The sequence below is a fragment of the Candidatus Arsenophonus nilaparvatae genome, from assembly GCF_045346035.1.
Taxonomy (GTDB): domain Bacteria; phylum Pseudomonadota; class Gammaproteobacteria; order Enterobacterales; family Enterobacteriaceae; genus Arsenophonus; species Arsenophonus nilaparvatae.
In genome coordinates this window covers 3,002,467-3,019,115 of sequence record NZ_CP158507.1, presented here as the reverse complement: position 1 = coordinate 3,019,115, position 16,649 = coordinate 3,002,467, and the positions used below count along the sequence as shown (strand labels likewise).

Below are 16,649 nucleotides of genomic sequence, written 5' to 3'. Positions count from 1 at the left end.
TTATCTTGATTTTTTTTGATTACAAATAATATTCATAAAAATCAATATAATGAAAATTTCTGATTTGTTTTCAAATTTTGTTATTCTTTATCGTAAATTCCTTGTTAGGTTAGATTATCTCTGTTGATTGTATAAAAATCAAGCTTGATCACTATTTTTATGATGGTTATTGGAAAGATATTATTTTGTATAAACAATAAAAGTAATTAGTTTGATAATTTTGTGATTTTTTATAGCAGCAGATTTTTAGCAAAATTTTTATTGTCGGGTTAGCGCATTAGCATGCGCTAACCTCACTTATGGCTAATCCGCTTTTTTTATTCCGGTTATTCGGCACCATCCTTCTTTTTCTATTATCGGCTCAATATTAAATTGTTGTTGGTAAGCGGTTATAACTGCTTCCGCCTGACTGGCTAATATTCCAGACAGTCCAAGTAAGCCATTTGGATTAGTTAATCCACCGATTGCACCAGCTAATTCGCGTAAGGGGCCAGCTAAGATATTAGCAATAACAATATCCGCTTTTAGATCTTCAGGCTGATCTTTCGCCAAATATAGAACTAATTTATCGGCGACTCTATTTTGTTCGGCGTTGTTATGGCTAGCTTGGATGGCTTGAGGATCGATATCAATACCAATCGCTTTTTTGGCGCCTAGTTTAAGCGCGGCAATGGCCAATATGCCTGAGCCACAACCAAAATCGATAACTGTCTTATCTTTCAAATTTAAGCTATCTAACCACTCTAAACAGAGTGATGTAGTAGGATGGGTACCGGTACCAAACGCTAAACCAGGATCCAAAATGACATTAACCGCATTGGGATCAGGCGTATCACGCCAGCTAGGGCAAATCCATAGTTTATGTCCAAAACGCATAGGATGGAAATTATCCATCCATTCACGTTCCCAATCTTTGTCTTCTATTTGTTCAATTTTATGAACAAAATTTTTACCCAATAAGGAGTAATTTTCAAGTTGGCTAATAACCTGCTCCATATCGCTTTCAGCATCAAATAGACCAATAACATCCGTATCTCCCCAAAGGCGAGTTTCACCCGGTAAGGGTTCAAAAACAGGGTTGTCGTAGCTATCCTGAAAGGTGACAGAAACCGCTCCGGTTTCCGTTAATATATCACTTAAGGCTTCTGCTTGCTCGGCTGTCGAATTCAGACGTATTTGTATCCAAGGCATAAATATTCTCTTGAAATCGTAGGTTATTAGCTCGTTTTTATCGATGTAGATAATGATTTTTTCTCACCAACAACATTACCGATTAAAAAAGCAATCAAACTCAATAATAGAGCGGGTACGATGGGGTGAAAATTTAAAAATTTAACATCAAAGACGGTCAATAATGTGTAAGAAAGGGCTCCGAGGATCATTGAACTTAATGCACCAAAACGGTTTGCTCTTTGCCAATATAGTCCGAGTATTAATGGCCAAAGAAAAACCGCTTGTAATCCACCAAAAGCCAGTAAATTTAACCAAATAATCATTTGTGGTGGATGCCAGGCGGCTAATAGTAATAAAGCACCCAGAATGAGGGTAGAAGCACTTGAGATCCAGGTTAATTTTTTCTCTTTTTTTATCTCCTCTGGTGCAATATTTAAATATAGATCTTTTATAATAGTTGCTGAAGATTGGAGTAATTGTGAATTAATTGTTGACATAATGGCAGCCATTGGGGCGGCTAAGAAAATTCCTGCGGCGAATGGAGGTAAAACCGTGATCATTAATGTTGGGATGACCTGATCTGGGATCGTTAAATCCGGTAAAATAGCTCGACCTAATGCACCTGCTAAATGCATTCCCAACATTAAAATAGCCATCACAATGGTACCGATGATGATCCCTCGGTGCATCGCTTGGCTATTTTTATAAGAAATGCAGCGGACAGCAGTGTGTGGTAAGCCAATAACGCCAAAACAAACTAATATCCAGAAGGAAAACATAAATGGTATACTAAAGATGTTATCGGCACCTTGTGGTGTGATTAGTTTTGGATCAATCGTTTTTAGTGTCTCTGTTGCCGCCGCCAGACCACCTGCCTTGTGAATAGTCGCAACCAGCAGAATAATGGTTCCTACTAACATAACAAAGCCTTGTAAGGTGTCATTAAGGACACTAGCTCTAAAACCACCAAACGCAGTATAAAGCGCAATAGTGATGCCAAATATTAATAATCCTATTTCATAGGGGATATTTGCCGCAGTTTCAAGTAGACGAGCTCCGCCGATAAATTGAACTGTCATAGCACCAAAGAAAGCGATGAGTAAACTAATGCTAGCAATCCATACCAGTAAACGACTTTGAAAACGAGCATACAGCATGTCATTAAGTGTCACCGCATTATAGCGACGAGCCAAAATGGCAAACTTTTTACCTAGTACACCAAGCGACAACCAAATAGTCGGAACTTGAATTAAGGCAAGTAGCACCCAGCCAAGGCCATATTTATAGGCTGCTCCAGGACCACCTATGAAAGAGCTAGCACTGATGTAGGTAGCAGTGATGGTCATTGCTAAAACAACCCCACCCATAGAGCGATTACCTAGAAAATATTCATGCAAAAATTCGCCTTTTTGACGTCGATGATAAGCATAAATAGACAGTAAACAAACCAATAATAAATAACCAATAAGTGGTAATAGAATTTCAATTTGCATCTTTATCTTCCAATGACATTTGTTTAAAAATGAATTTAACCATTAAGACACAAAGTAAAATAAAAATCAGAGGTAAATATAAACATGAAAGTTCAAACCATAATGGCATCCCTGTTATTCCTATTTCCTCACCGGGGAGGTAGGCAGTCATAATCCAACTACATAAATAAGCAACAGTAAGAAAAACTGACCAACGAGCTTCTTTGTTGGATTGAAGAAAACGTTTGTCCATTGGTTCTCCTGGTAGTAAAAATTTAATCTGAGGGTTTGTATATTAGTTAAAGATTATCTTCAGAAAAAGTATCAAAAATTAGGGTACATTCCGTACCCTATTGTGATGAAAGGTGAATAGAAAAGTTTATTCCTGTGAAGCGAGTTTTTTTTCCAGGTAATGGATATTGGTACCACCTTTGAAAAAATTGCTGTCATCCATAATTTTTTGTTGTAATTCTATGTTAGTTTTAATGCCATCAATAATTAATTCAGATAAGGCATTTTTCATCCGAAGGATAGCAATTTCCCGGGTTTCACCATATGTGATCAGCTTACCAATCATAGAGTCATAGTAGGGTGGAACGGTGTAACCTGCATAAATGTGTGATTCCCAACGTATACCAAAACCACCAGGAATATGGAGGCGAGTAATTTTACCCGGACTTGGCAAGAAGGTATTTGCATCTTCTGCATTAATTCGGCACTCTATTGCATGCCCATGAATTTTAACATCTTTTTGTTTGATAGATAGGGGCAAGCCAGAAGCGATCCTTAACTGTTCTTTAATCAGATCAACCCCAGTGATCATTTCCGTCACAGGATGCTCAACTTGAATACGCGTATTCATTTCAATAAAGTAGAATTCGCTATTTTCATAAAGGAATTCAAAAGTACCGGCACCGCGATAATCGATATCAAGACAAGCTTTTGCACAGCGCTCGCCAATGCTTTTACGCATATCAACTTTTATACCTGGTGCAGGCGCTTCTTCAACCACTTTTTGATGGCGACGTTGCATTGAGCAATCACGTTCGGCTAAATAAATCGCATTGCCTTGACCGTCAGCAAGTACTTGAATCTCAATATGGCGTGGATTTTCTAGGAACTTCTCCATATAAACCATACTATTATTAAAGGCAGCTTTGGCTTCGGCGCGAGTTAGGGTAATGGCTTGTTCTAGCTCACTTTCGTTACGAACAACGCGCATACCGCGGCCACCACCGCCACCAGATGCTTTAATAATAACTGGGTAGCCAATTCGATTAGCAATTGTTTTATTGGTTTTTATCTCATTTCCTAAAGGCCCATCTGAGCCAGGAACACAAGGAACACCGGCTTTTTTCATCGCCTCAATGGCAGAAACTTTATCACCCATGAGTCGAATAGTTTCTGGTTTGGGACCAATGAATATAAAACCAGAACGTTCCACTTTTTCGGCAAAGTCGGCATTTTCAGATAGAAAACCATAACCAGGGTGAATGGCTTCTGCAGCAGTAATTTCTGCTGCCGAGATGATTGCTGGAATATTAAGATAACTTTCAGCTGAAGCGGCAGGCCCGATACAGACAGTTTCATCAGCAAGTAATACATGTTTTAAGTCACGATCGGCGGCAGAATGCACGGCGACGGTTTTTATTTTTAGTTCTTTACAGGCACGTAAAATGCGTAAAGCAATTTCGCCACGGTTGGCGATAACAATTTTTTTAAGCATAGGATGCCTCGTTATTCGATGATAACCAATGGCTCGTCAAATTCAACCGCTTCTCCATTTTCCAGCAGAATTGCTTTAACTACACCTGCTTTGTCTGCTTCGATCTGATTCATCATTTTCATCGCTTCGACAATACATAGAGGATCCCCTAGCTTAACCGTTTGGCCGACTTCAACAAATGGTTTTGCTTCTGGACTTGGCGCTCGGTAGAAGGTACCTACCATTGGCGAGCGAACAGTATAACCACTGATCTCTACTTTTTTCTCATTTGTTGTTTCAGGTAAAATTTGAGAAGGTGCAATGGCGTTTGCTAAAGCCGGTTGATGCGTGGTTGGTGCTGCCATATACTGTTGTAAATTCGGTAAATTCTGCACGATTGTACGGCTAATACGCACTGATTCTTCACCTTCCGAAATTTCTAGTTCAGAAATGCCAGATTCTTCAACAAGCTCAATCAATTTTTTAATTTTACGAATATCCATAAATTAATTCCGTATTTTTATTCTTTACATTTATTAGGTTGGGATTCATCAATGGTTGCTAATTCTTCAATATTTAATAAGAATTTAACCGCAGCTTCTAATGCAAAAATATAACCATCAGCACGGAAACCACAGATGACGCCGTTTGCAATATCGGAGAGATAGGAGTGATGCCTGAATGGCTCACGTGCATAAATATTAGTAAGGTGGATCTCATAAAAAGGAATAGCAACGCTTAATATTGCATCGCGTAAAGCCACACTAGTATGCGTTAATGCTGCCGGATTAATCAATATAAAGTCGATTTTTCCTTGAGCTTGATGGATTTCATTAATAAGCTCATGTTCCGCATTAGATTGAAAATGACTTAATTTAACTCCTAATTGTTTTGCTTTTTGGCTCGTTTGGTTAACAATATCCTGAAGTGTAAGAGCACCATAGAATAGTGGTTCTCTCGTCCCCAGCATATTTAAATTTGGGCCATTTAGCAGCAAAATGTGGAAATCTTTTGCCATTTTGCGGGTATCTCCGACTGATAATTGATAATTAGACAACATAACTTGATGCTAATAGTTTGTCATCTTTTTCTCATAATGAAAACGTTTATTTTGACGACAAAGAGCGATATTATAAACATTTCATAGCAATTAGCAGCAAAATTTTCGTCTAATCAGTAAGGTTGGCTCGAAAAATTTAACGTATTTTTACCAGTGTCCGGCCAGTGATTTGGTTATTGATTAATTTATCGGCATAATCAATCACTTTTTCTAACGGGATCTCTGTGGTTGTTAATTGATAAAAACTATCGGGTAATAAATTGGCTAACCGTTGCCATATCTGTGGGCGTTTGATCGTTGGAACCATCACCGAGTCTATCCCTTGTAGTCGTACATTACGCAGAATAAAAGGCATCACTGTTGTCGATAACATAATATCAGCGGCCAGACCACATGCTGCTATTGTACCTGAATAGCACATTTGTGAAATAACGGTTGCTAATATATTGCCGCCAACGGTATCAATAGCTCCTGCCCAACGTTGCTTTTCTAAAGGGTGAGGTATGGTAGTAAACTCTTTACGTAGCAGCACTTGTTTAGCGCCAAGTGCTTTTAAGTAATCGATATTACTCTCCCGACCAGTTACTGCTGTGACGGAATAACCAAGTTTATCCAGCAGTTGAATTGCGGTACTACCTACACCACCACTGGCTCCTGTCACAACAATGTTGCCTTTATCAATGGTTACGCCGTTTTCTTCCAACGCCATTATACAGAGCATAGCGGTAAAACCAGCGGTGCCGATTATCATCGCTTGTCGCATAGTCATTTTGTCAGGAATAGCTGTTAACCATTTGGCTGGTACTCGCGCTTGTTCTGCTAATCCCCCCCCCAATGGTTTTCACCAACACCCCAACCGGTCAGTAAAACTTGTTGGCCGACTTGAAATTTTGCATCTGTTGAAGACTTAATGATACCAGCAAAATCGATGCCTGGTACCATCGGGAATTGGCGGATAATTTTTCCTTTACCAGTAATAGCTAAAGCATCTTTGTAGTTTAGTGTAGACCAATAAATATCTACGGTAACGTCATCAGAGGGTAAAAGTGTGTCATCGATCGATTTTATACTGGCTTTTAATGCTTGATTTTCTTGTTCTAATAGCAAGGCTTTCATAATTTGTGGCCTTTAAATTTGTATAAGGATGCTGCAGTATAAAGTTATTTTCGTTATTTCGGCGGGCATAAAGTCTCAATAATAAATAAATTGTAAATATGTTTTTTTTACTAGCGTCAATAGGGCGTTATCAGGCAGAATACTAGTTTATTTTAGTAGTAAAAAAAATTTTTTCTTCTATAAATAATAACGTGCAGAATTAATACTTACATTTAAATTATTTTTTATTGCTACTTTAATAACGTATTAACATGGCAGGCTTTTATACTTTAATATAATATTAAAAAGCGAATTGACCTTGCTTTGAGGCATATGTCAACTAATAATTATGTAGCGTCATATAAACTTAATACAGCGGTATATTTTAATCTAAAATAGTTAATTTTCTTGTTAGAAAGTTTTATATTAAATGAATTAAGTGATTTTTATGAGGGTATTGTTTACTTTATACTGTAATTGATTATAGAGAATAAGCAGTAGTAGTGGTTTTTTGTATTGTAAAAAAATTAGCCACTTTTTATTGAAGCGATTTAATTAACTCCTTGTCGTCGCTTCATGTGGTTGGTAAAGTAGACGGATTTTCATTCGTTTCCAGCTTGCAGGATTATCCTTTCGTTATGTTTAAAAAAATTCGTGGCATGTTTTCCAACGACTTGTCTATTGATTTGGGTACCGCCAATACTCTCATCTATGTCAAAGGACAAGGTATTGTGTTAGACGAACCGTCAGTTGTCGCTATTCGTCAAGATCGCGCAGGCTCACCTAAGAGCGTTGCTGCTGTAGGTCATGAAGCAAAACAGATGCTAGGCCGGACGCCAGGTAATATCGCGGCTATTCGTCCAATGAAAGATGGCGTGATTGCTGATTTTTATGTTACTGAAAAAATGTTACAGTATTTTATCAAACAAGTTCATAGCAATAGCTTTATGCGTCCAAGTCCACGCGTCTTAGTTTGTGTACCTGTTGGTGCGACCCAGGTAGAACGTCGTGCAATCCGAGAGTCGGCGCTTAGTGCTGGCGCTCGTGAGGTTTTCTTAATTGAAGAACCCATGTCGGCTGCAATTGGTGCTGGTTTGCCTGTTTCCGAAGCAACGGGTTCAATGGTGGTTGATATTGGTGGTGGAACGACAGAAGTTGCTGTTATTTCATTAAATGGTGTTGTTTATTCGTCATCGGTACGTATCGGCGGTGACCGGTTTGATGAAGCGATCATTAATTATGTTCGTCGCAATTATGGTTCATTAATCGGTGAAGCTACTGCTGAGCGGATTAAACATGAAATCGGTTCGGCCTATCCTACAGATCAAGTTTACGAAATTGAAGTGCGCGGCCGTAATTTGGCTGAAGGCGTACCACGTGGTTTTACACTTAATTCTAATGAGATACTTGAGGCATTACAGGAGCCTTTAACCGGTATTGTTAGTGCCGTTATGTTGGCCTTGGAACAATGTCCACCAGAATTAGCTTCTGATATCTCTGAACGAGGTATGGTGTTAACTGGTGGTGGCGCGTTGTTGCGTAATTTGGATCGTCTATTAATGGAAGAAACAGGTATTCCCGTTATTGTTGCTGAAGATCCGCTAACTTGTGTTGCACGTGGTGGTGGTAAGGCATTGGAAATGATCGACATGCATGGTGGTGATCTGTTTAGTGATGACTAGACGTTAACCAATAGAAGGAGGAACTTAAGGATGGCGCTCCTCCTTACTTTATGTATAGCGATGTTAATGTTTAACGTTTATTTATTTTTTATCAAAATAACTCATGAAGCCGATCTTTAGTCGAGGGCCATCCCTACAATTACGTATTATTATTGCGATCGTTGTTGCAATCGCGTTGGTTGCTTTTGATCGTCAATTTGATACTTTTAATAAAATACGTAGTTATTTAGATACGGCTGTTAGTCCTTTTTATTTTTTGGCAAATGGTCCGCGAGAACTGCTTGATAATATTTCAGATGCATTGGCGAGAAGAGATCAACTTCTTTTTGAAAATAAAGCATTGAAGAAAGAGGTTTTATTAAAAAAAGCAGATAATTTATTACTTGGACAACTTAAACAGGAAAACGCTAGATTACGTGAGCTATTGGGTTCACCTCTACGTCAGGATGAACACATGATGGTTACTCAAGTGCTTTCAGGTGCGAATACACCTTATCGAGATCAAATTGTGATTGATAAAGGTTTACATGATGGTGTTTATGAAGGCCAGCCTGTTATTAGTGATAAAGGTGTTGTTGGACAGGTTATCGCAGTGAGCCAGTTTAATAGTCGTGTTTTACTGATTTGCGACACAACGCATGCATTACCTATACAAGTATTACGTAATGATATTCGAGTTATTGCAGTGGGTACAGGATGTAGTGATGATCTTCAACTTGAACCTTTACCAGATAATATTGATATACGTATTGGTGATGTAATAGTTACTTCTGGTTTAGGCGGGCGTTTTCCTGAAGGTTACCCAGTTGCGACTGTTTCTTCCGTACGACATGATACCCAGCGCGCTTATACGATTATCCATGCTCGGCCTACCGCAGATTTACAAAGACTACGCTATCTTTTATTGCTATGGGGAAACTCTAGCGATCCTTCTCATCCTTTACCTCCATCAGAAGTATATCGCGCAGCAAATGAACGTTTAATGAAGATTCTGCCCCAGGTGTTTCCTGGCCCAAACGAGCTTCAAGGGCCACAGCTACCGTCAACAGAAATGAAAAAAAATGTCGAGCAACCTCCTTTGGTCGCTCAGTAGGAATTGCTACCGTGAAATCAAGGCAACTAAAGGAAACATAAAATGGATCAATACCGTGGAAATGGGCGGTGGATCATTTGGCTGTCCTTTTTAATTGCAATAATCCTAGAGCAAGTGCCCTGGCCTGAACAGTTTATTTATTATCGCCCCACATGGTTAGCATTAATTTTAATTTATTGGGTTATGGCTTTGCCGCATCGAGTTAGTGTAGGCACAGGATTTTTTTTGGGGATCTTTATGGATCTAATCCAAGGTTCAGCTCTTGGTGTACATGCATTAGCTTATAGTATGATTTGTTATTTGGTATCGTATAAACATCAGCTTCTTCGTAATATGGCACTGTGGCAACAATCCCTTGTTATTGCTGGATTATCAGTGGTTATGAATTTTACGATCTTCTGGGCGGAGTTTCTTTCCTCTCTAGTATTATTTCATCCCGAAGTATTCTGGAATTGTTTGATTAATGCCATCTTGTGGCCTTGGATGTTTTTATTATTGCGCAAAGTTCGACGCCAGTTTTTAGTTCGTTAAAAATGGGCAGCCAAGTGTCTATTTTTTCTGAGAGTTTTTTCTATGGTAAATAGAATTTATTTAGCGTCAGCTTCGCCAAGAAGGCGTAAGTTAATTGAGCAGCTAGGATGGTTATTTGACATTATTCTCCCTGATATATCTGAATTATGTTACGAAGGAGAGACAGCCTGTGAGTATGTTATTCGCTTAGCATGTGAAAAATCTCAGGCGGGTGTTGATATGGCAGAAAAACCCTACCCAGTGTTAGGTGCGGATACTATTGTCGTAAGTGACGGAAATATTTTGGGTAAGCCTAAAGATGAAAACCATGCTGCGCATATATTAAGACAACTTTCAGGTAAAACACACCAGGTGATGACTGCAATCGCGTTCTCAGATAAGCGAAATACATTGTATGATTTAATTGTCACCAAAGTGACATTGCGGCAATTAACAAATAAAGAAATCGATCAATATATCTTGTCGGGTGAGCCGATGGACAAGGCAGGAGCTTATGCTATCCAGGGTAAAGGTGGCTGTTTTGTTAAGCGGATTGTCGGAAGTTATCACGCTGTAGTAGGGTTACCGTTAGTTGAAACAGATGAATTATTGACCAAGTTTCTGGCGTTAAATAAGCGTTAAATAATAGGAATGAGAGCTATGGTAGCTGAACTATTAGTCAATGTAACCCCCTCTGAAACACGGGTGGCTTATATTGATGGTGGCGTGTTACAAGAAATTCATATTGAGCGTGAAGCTAAAAGAGGCATTGTAGGTAATATTTACAAAGGTCGTGTGAGTCGAGTCTTGCCCGGTATGCAGGCGGCCTTTGTTGATATTGGCTTGGAAAAGTCCGCTTTTCTTCATGCCTCAGATATTATGCCTCATACCGAATGCATTGCCGGCGACGAACAAAAAAACTTTCATGTACGTGATATCGGCGAATTGGTTCGGCAAGGGCAAGATATTATGGTACAGGTGGTTAAAGATCCGCTAGGAACAAAAGGTGCTCGTTTAACAACGGATATCACATTACCATCCCGTTATCTGGTTTTTATGCCGGGCGCTTCTCATGTCGGCGTTTCCCAACGCATTGAAGGTGAAGAAGAACGAGAACGTTTGAAAAATATTGTTGAGCTATTTTGTGATGAGCATGGTGGCTTCATTATTCGTACTGCGGCAGAAGGGATCGGTGATGATGAATTGGCTCAAGATGCCTCTTTCTTGAAGCGTTTATGGGCTAAAATTGTTGAGCGTAAAAAACGTCATAAGTCCCGTATGCAGATTTATGGTGAACTGGCTTTAGCACATCGTATCATTCGTGATTTTGCCGGTGCTTCATTAGATCGGATCCGTGTTGATTCAAACCTGACTTTTATTTCATTAAAAGATTTTATTGATGAATATGTGCCTGAAATGACAGTAAAACTTGAACTGTATCAAGGACCATTACCAATATTAGATCTGTATGATGTTGAGAAAGAGATCCAACGTGCTTTAGAACGTAAAGTTGAATTAAAATCAGGTGGTTACCTCATTATTGATCAAACTGAAGCAATGACCACTATTGATATTAATACTGGTGCTTTTGTTGGTCACCGTAATCTGGAAGAGACCATTTTTAATACCAATATTGAAGCGTCACAAGCTATAGCGAGGCAGTTAAGGTTACGCAACCTAGGCGGCATTATTATTATCGATTTTATTGATATGCTTGATCCTGAGCATCGTCGTCGTGTTTTGGCATCGTTGGAACAATCATTATTAAAAGATCGGGTTAAAACCACCATTAATGGTTTTTCTCAACTAGGATTGGTCGAGATGACACGCAAAAGAACACGTGAGAGCCTTGAACATGTTCTATGTGATGAATGCCCGACTTGCCAGGGTAGAGGAACAGTAAAATCGGTAGAAACAGTCTGTTATGAAATTTTACGTGAAATTGTTCGTATAAATCGTACTATCGATGCCAATCGTTTCTTAGTCTATGCTTCAGCGGCAGTTGTTGAAGCATTAAATGGTGATGAATCTCATATATTGGCCGAAGTAGAAATTTTTGTTGGCAAATCTGTCAAAGTCCAAATTGAGTCACTGTATAGTCAGGAACAGTTTGATGTCGTTATGATGTAGTTATGATAGTGGTTAAATTGCCATTGTAGTAACTTCTTTTGGAAGGAGAGATGGGTGAAACGACTACCTAAGGTATTGGTAGCCATAAGCGCAATAATAGTACTTATTATGGCATTGGCCATTATTGGACTACGTCTTTTTCTTCCACAAATTAATGAATATCGCAATCAACTTGAAGGACAGCTGCAATCATTAACAGGAATACCGTTTAAAATTGGTCATATTGAAGGTGAATGGGTCTCTTTTGGACCAGTATTAACGTTTTCTGATGTTAGTGTCAGCACGAAAAAAGTGAATATTCAGGTAAAGAAAATAAAATTTTCACTGGATATATGGCGTTCACTCTTTTCTTTACATCTCCGTTTTCGGGATATTATTTTCTATCAATTAAATGCAGATTGTTATAAACCACTTGAATTTGTCAGTGAAGGCGATTTTAGTCATTTTGATTTAGATGCTTTAGATGAATTGTTTTTACAGCAATTTGATTATTTTACCTTAAAAGAAAGCCGTATCACTTTTCTGACGCCGTCGGCAGAAAAAAAGACCTTAAAGATCCCTGAACTGACCTGGTTAAATCAAAATGAATATCATCGAGCACAAGGATTTATCAGTCTTGATAATTTTGAACAGCAGCAAGATCAGGATGCCATTCAAATTAAACTCAATCTTCGTAATAAAAATGGTGTGATTAATAGCGGCACGGTTTACTTACAGGCAGATAATGTAAATTTGCGCCCTTGGTTAAGTCGTTGGTTACGTGATAGTACTGGATTACAGAATGCAGTATTTAGTCTTTCTAGCTGGATTACTATCAAAGATAGTCGTATCGAAGGTGGGCAATTACAGTTGCATCAAGGACAGGCAAATTGGCAGGTTGATGGACAAGAGCATCAGCTGGTTGTTGATGATTTATTGCTGACCCTACATCGTCAAGAGAATGGTTGGTTATTTAATATTCCACAGCTACAACATTTAAAAACTGATCAACAACAATGGCTTGAAGGTCAAATTTCTCTACTCTATTTACCACAATCAAAAGCAGATGAAAATCATTGGCGTATACGGATTAATAATATTCAATTAGAGCGATTAAGAACTATTATCCCTATTTTCTCTTTTTTCACGCCTGAATTTATTAGTGATTGGCAAAAACGTCAGCTAAAAGGTCAACTCGTCGCACTGGCATTGGATATTACGCCGGGCAAGCCAGAGAAGGCACTCATTGATGCCACCTGGCAAGATATTAGCTGGATACGCTGGAAAGATATACCTTCAGTTAGCCATTTTAGTGGTTCATTGCGAGGTAGTCAGCAAAGTGGAAGATTCTCATTTAACTTAAATAATAGTTTTATCGAATATGCGCCAATGTTTAAAGTGCCATTGGAAATTTCTGCCGGACAGGGAACCATTTTTTGGTCGGAAGAAGGCCAATCACGCCAGATTTGGAGTGAGGATCTGATGCTGCAAGCAAAATCGCTATCGACAACCGGCGATTTTCGTTATCAGACAGCAAAAGATCAGCCACCTATATTAAGTATTTTGGCTGGCGCAAAATTGACCGATGCGGGTGATGCATGGCGTTATTTTCCCACCACGTTAATGGGTAAAGATTTATCTGATTATCTGACGAAAGCAATTATTAGCGGTCATGTTGATGCCGCCACGATGGTTTTTCACGGTGATCCGGCTAATTTTCCTTTTAAAAAGAATAATGGACAATTTCAAGTTGTTGTACCGCTACGAGATGCGACTTTTAAGTATCAACCTGATTGGCCGACAATTTTTGATTTGGATATCGATCTTAATTTTGAACGTAATGGACTTTGGATGTCGGCGCCTAGTGTAAAATTAGGTGATGCTAAAGCAGTAGATCTTAGCGCAGATATTGCCGATTATAGTCAATCTAAATTATTAATAAAATCTCATATTACCGGTGATGGAAAAGCGATCCGTAATTATTTTATCCATAGCCCGATGGAAGGTTCGATTGGCAAGGCATTAGATGCAGTGAAAATAGGCGGTAACGTTAGTGGCAAATTGATGCTTGATATTCCGTTAGAGAGAAATAGTGGTAGTGTGATTGCTAGTGGTCAAGTTGATCTTAAGAATAATGATGTCGATATCACAGCTATTGATAGTCAGCTGGAACAGCTAACGGGGCGTTTTTATTTTCATAATGGTGATTTGAAAAGTGAAAAGTTGCAAGCTGAATGGTTTGGCCAACCGATAAATTTAACATTTAATACCATTAATGAACGACAGAATTACCAGATCAATGTAAATGTTGGCGGTAATTGGCAAGCTAAAAAAATCGCTATTTTGCCTAAATCGATTACGCGTCAATTGGCAGGTAGCACAGCCTGGCAAGGACAGGTTAATATTCAATTGCCCAATCAACTAAAGCAAAATCCAACCTTATCCATTGCTCTGAATAGCAAATTAGATAAGCTTATTAGCCAATTTCCTGCTTTGGATAGCGAGCAAGTAAGGCAATTAGGTGATATGCAAATTCGTGCTAGTGGTGATACCCGGCAATTACAAATTTATGGTGATGTTGGTAAGCAAGTTAGCTTTAATAGCCAATGGCAATTTACTGAAAAGCAAGTTCGTTTGCTAAAAGTAGCCATTCAGCCTTACACAGCTAAAGGTGTTGTTCTGCCCGACAGTCCATTAGTTATGATCAACTTACCTGAAATCAATGATCCGAAATGGCTTTCATTGTTGACTTCATTTTCTTCATTAAATTTAGCACCGCAAAATTATGGTAAATCATTTGTAATACCCGATACCGCTATTGTTAACTTGCCAAAGATCACTTTTGCTAAACAGCAATGGAATAATATGGCATTTACCATTAATAAAACCGCTGAATTAACGACAATTGTTGTAGATAGCGATAATTTGAAGGGTAGTTTAAGTATTCCGAAGCAGGGTGATTGGCAAGCTAAGATTAACTATCTTTATTTTAATCCAGAAACTTCATTCCAACAGCAGAATTATGTGGCAATAAATAACCTTGCGCAAAGATATGATATTTCAGCTTGGCCAAATATGAATATTTATTGCTCAGAATGTTGGCTTGCAGGCTATAAACTAGCTGAACTAAAAGCACAAGTCATACGCAATAGACAAACCCTCATTTTAAAAGAAGGATCGTTAATAAATAGCTCCACTGATCTGAAAATCTCTGGTATATGGCATGCAGATCAGCAAAACAGTACAACGATAAAAGGGATATTAAAAGGTAATCGATTTGATGATTTGGCTGCTTATTACGGCATACTAGTGCCGATTAAACAGGCACCTTTTAAAATTGATTTTGATTTAAATTGGGCCGCAGTACCATGGCAACCTGATGTTGCTAGTTTGAACGGTAATCTGAGTTTTAAATTAGCTAAGGGAGCAATTGCTCAGATGGGTGGTGGTGGAGCCGGTCAGTTGTTGCGTTTTATCAGTTTTGACGCACTTTTACGTAAATTGCAATTGGATTTTAGTGATACCTTTAGTGATGACTTTGCGTTTGATGCCATTCGGGGTAACGCTAATATAAAAAATGGCATCTTGAATACTGATAATTTTTATATTGATGGTTTAATGGCTGATATTACAATACATGGCAAAATTAATTTAGTTCGTCGTGATATGAATTTAGAAGCTATTATTACCCCTGAAATTTCAACCACGGTAAGTGTTGCAACGGCATTTGCCGTTAATCCACTTGCGGGTGCGGCAGTGTTTGCTGCAACTAGAGTATTGGGCCCATTATGGAGTAAAATATCGGTTATTCGTTATCGAATTACCGGTAGTCTGGAACAACCAAAAATTGATGAAACTTTACGTCAATTGAAGGAGAATCAACGGGATGACAAGTGACAATATTGCACTATTACAATTGTGTAGTGGTAAAAATACTAAACATAACCTTGCTCAGATAGAGCAGCAGATTAAACAATTACCAAATAGTGTGAAATTGGTTTTAACACCGGAAAATGCACTGTTGTTTAGTGATAATATCAGTTACCGTAATTTTGCTGAATCACAGGGAGAAGGTCCTTTACAAGGTGCAATTGCTGAAATGGCTCGTCATTATCAAGTATGGATATTGGTGGGCTCTATGCCATTAATCAGCCGCGAAGATCCTGAGCTTATCACGAGTAGTAGTCTGTTATTTGATGATAGCGGTGCAATTCGTGCTCGCTATGACAAAATTCACATGTTTGATGTGAATATAATTGATGATGAACAAGATATTTATAACGAATCGTCAATTTATCAACGTGGTGAACATATTACAGTAGTTGATACGCCAGTTGGCCGTTTAGGAATGACGATTTGTTATGATTTACGTTTTCCCTGCCTGTTTCAGGCATTAAGAAAGCAAGGGGCGGATCTCATTGCTGTGCCGGCTGCTTTTACACGTTTAACTGGTGAAGCTCACTGGGAACCACTGTTAAAAGCCCGCGCGATTGAAAATCAATGTATTATTTTGGCGCCGGCACAAATAGGCGTGCATGGTCAACGTCGTACTTGGGGTCACTCAATGGTGATTGATAGCTGGGGCAATATTTTGCAAGAAAATGCAGATGCAGTCAGTGCATTAACGCTTAATATTGATAAAGCTAAAGAAAGCCTGATTGGTGTCCGTGAACAGATGAAAGTCGTAAAGCATAATCGCTTCCGTACTAGTTTGATGCCATTAATTGAACACAAAACGAAATAGAAAGAG

The 16,649-nt window shown here is 38.7% G+C and carries 13 protein-coding genes and 1 pseudogene; 7 read left to right on the top strand and 7 right to left on the bottom strand.

The window, feature by feature from the left end; genetic code table 11:
- Nucleotides 1–303 precede the first annotated feature (303 nt).
- From prmA to WH390_RS14025, 7 genes and pseudogenes are all read right to left on the bottom strand, one after another.
- On the bottom strand, nt 304–1,191 hold the full coding sequence (gene prmA, locus WH390_RS14055; protein WP_032115643.1) for a 50S ribosomal protein L11 methyltransferase: 888 nt from the start codon (nt 1,189–1,191) through the stop codon (nt 304–306).
- A 26-nt stretch (nt 1,192–1,217) separates the two neighbouring features.
- Nucleotides 1,218–2,666, bottom strand: coding sequence for a sodium/pantothenate symporter (gene panF / locus WH390_RS14050; protein WP_032115644.1), 1,449 nt, complete (start codon nt 2,664–2,666; stop codon nt 1,218–1,220).
- The gene (locus WH390_RS14045) at nt 2,656–2,898 is read right to left on the bottom strand and encodes a YhdT family protein (RefSeq protein ID WP_032115645.1); all 243 of its coding nucleotides are present in this window, start codon (nt 2,896–2,898) and stop codon (nt 2,656–2,658) included. The genes panF and WH390_RS14045 overlap by 11 nt, the downstream gene beginning before the upstream one ends.
- Before the next feature lie 126 nt (nt 2,899–3,024).
- Complete coding sequence (gene accC, locus WH390_RS14040; RefSeq protein ID WP_032115646.1) at nt 3,025–4,371, bottom strand: acetyl-CoA carboxylase biotin carboxylase subunit; 1,347 nt, start codon at nt 4,369–4,371, stop codon at nt 3,025–3,027.
- Nucleotides 4,372–4,382: 11 nt separating this feature from the next.
- A complete protein-coding gene (gene accB, locus WH390_RS14035; RefSeq protein ID WP_032115647.1) occupies nt 4,383–4,853 on the bottom strand; it encodes an acetyl-CoA carboxylase biotin carboxyl carrier protein in 471 nt (156 codons plus the stop codon).
- A gap of 17 nt (nt 4,854–4,870) precedes the next feature.
- The gene (gene aroQ / locus WH390_RS14030) at nt 4,871–5,368 is read right to left on the bottom strand and encodes a type II 3-dehydroquinate dehydratase (RefSeq protein ID WP_052044902.1); all 498 of its coding nucleotides are present in this window, start codon (nt 5,366–5,368) and stop codon (nt 4,871–4,873) included.
- A gap of 178 nt (nt 5,369–5,546) precedes the next feature.
- Nucleotides 5,547–6,526 (bottom strand): annotated as a pseudogene (locus WH390_RS14025) (MDR family oxidoreductase).
- Nucleotides 6,527–7,143: 617 nt separating this feature from the next.
- On the opposite strand from WH390_RS14025, the gene mreB reads away from it, so the two are divergent.
- From mreB to nit1, 7 genes are all read left to right on the top strand, one after another.
- A complete protein-coding gene (gene mreB, locus WH390_RS14020; RefSeq protein ID WP_026821343.1) occupies nt 7,144–8,187 on the top strand; it encodes a rod shape-determining protein MreB in 1,044 nt (347 codons plus the stop codon).
- 103 nt (nt 8,188–8,290) lie between these two features.
- Complete coding sequence (mreC, locus tag WH390_RS14015) at nt 8,291–9,280, top strand: rod shape-determining protein MreC (protein WP_032115648.1); 990 nt, start codon at nt 8,291–8,293, stop codon at nt 9,278–9,280.
- 42 nt (nt 9,281–9,322) lie between these two features.
- Nucleotides 9,323–9,811, top strand: coding sequence for a rod shape-determining protein MreD (gene mreD / locus WH390_RS14010; protein WP_032115649.1), 489 nt, complete (start codon nt 9,323–9,325; stop codon nt 9,809–9,811).
- A 42-nt stretch (nt 9,812–9,853) separates the two neighbouring features.
- On the top strand, nt 9,854–10,432 hold the full coding sequence (locus tag WH390_RS14005) for a nucleoside triphosphate pyrophosphatase (protein WP_032115650.1): 579 nt from the start codon (nt 9,854–9,856) through the stop codon (nt 10,430–10,432).
- 18 nt (nt 10,433–10,450) lie between these two features.
- Nucleotides 10,451–11,920: a ribonuclease G gene (rng, locus tag WH390_RS14000; RefSeq protein WP_032115651.1), complete on the top strand. Its 1,470-nt coding sequence runs from the start codon at nt 10,451–10,453 to the stop codon at nt 11,918–11,920.
- A gap of 54 nt (nt 11,921–11,974) precedes the next feature.
- A complete protein-coding gene (gene yhdP / locus WH390_RS13995; RefSeq protein WP_032115652.1) occupies nt 11,975–15,796 on the top strand; it encodes an AsmA2 domain-containing protein YhdP in 3,822 nt (1,273 codons plus the stop codon).
- A complete protein-coding gene (gene nit1, locus WH390_RS13990; RefSeq protein WP_032115653.1) occupies nt 15,786–16,643 on the top strand; it encodes a deaminated glutathione amidase in 858 nt (285 codons plus the stop codon). The genes yhdP and nit1 overlap by 11 nt, the downstream gene beginning before the upstream one ends.
- Nucleotides 16,644–16,649: the final 6 nt, after the last annotated feature.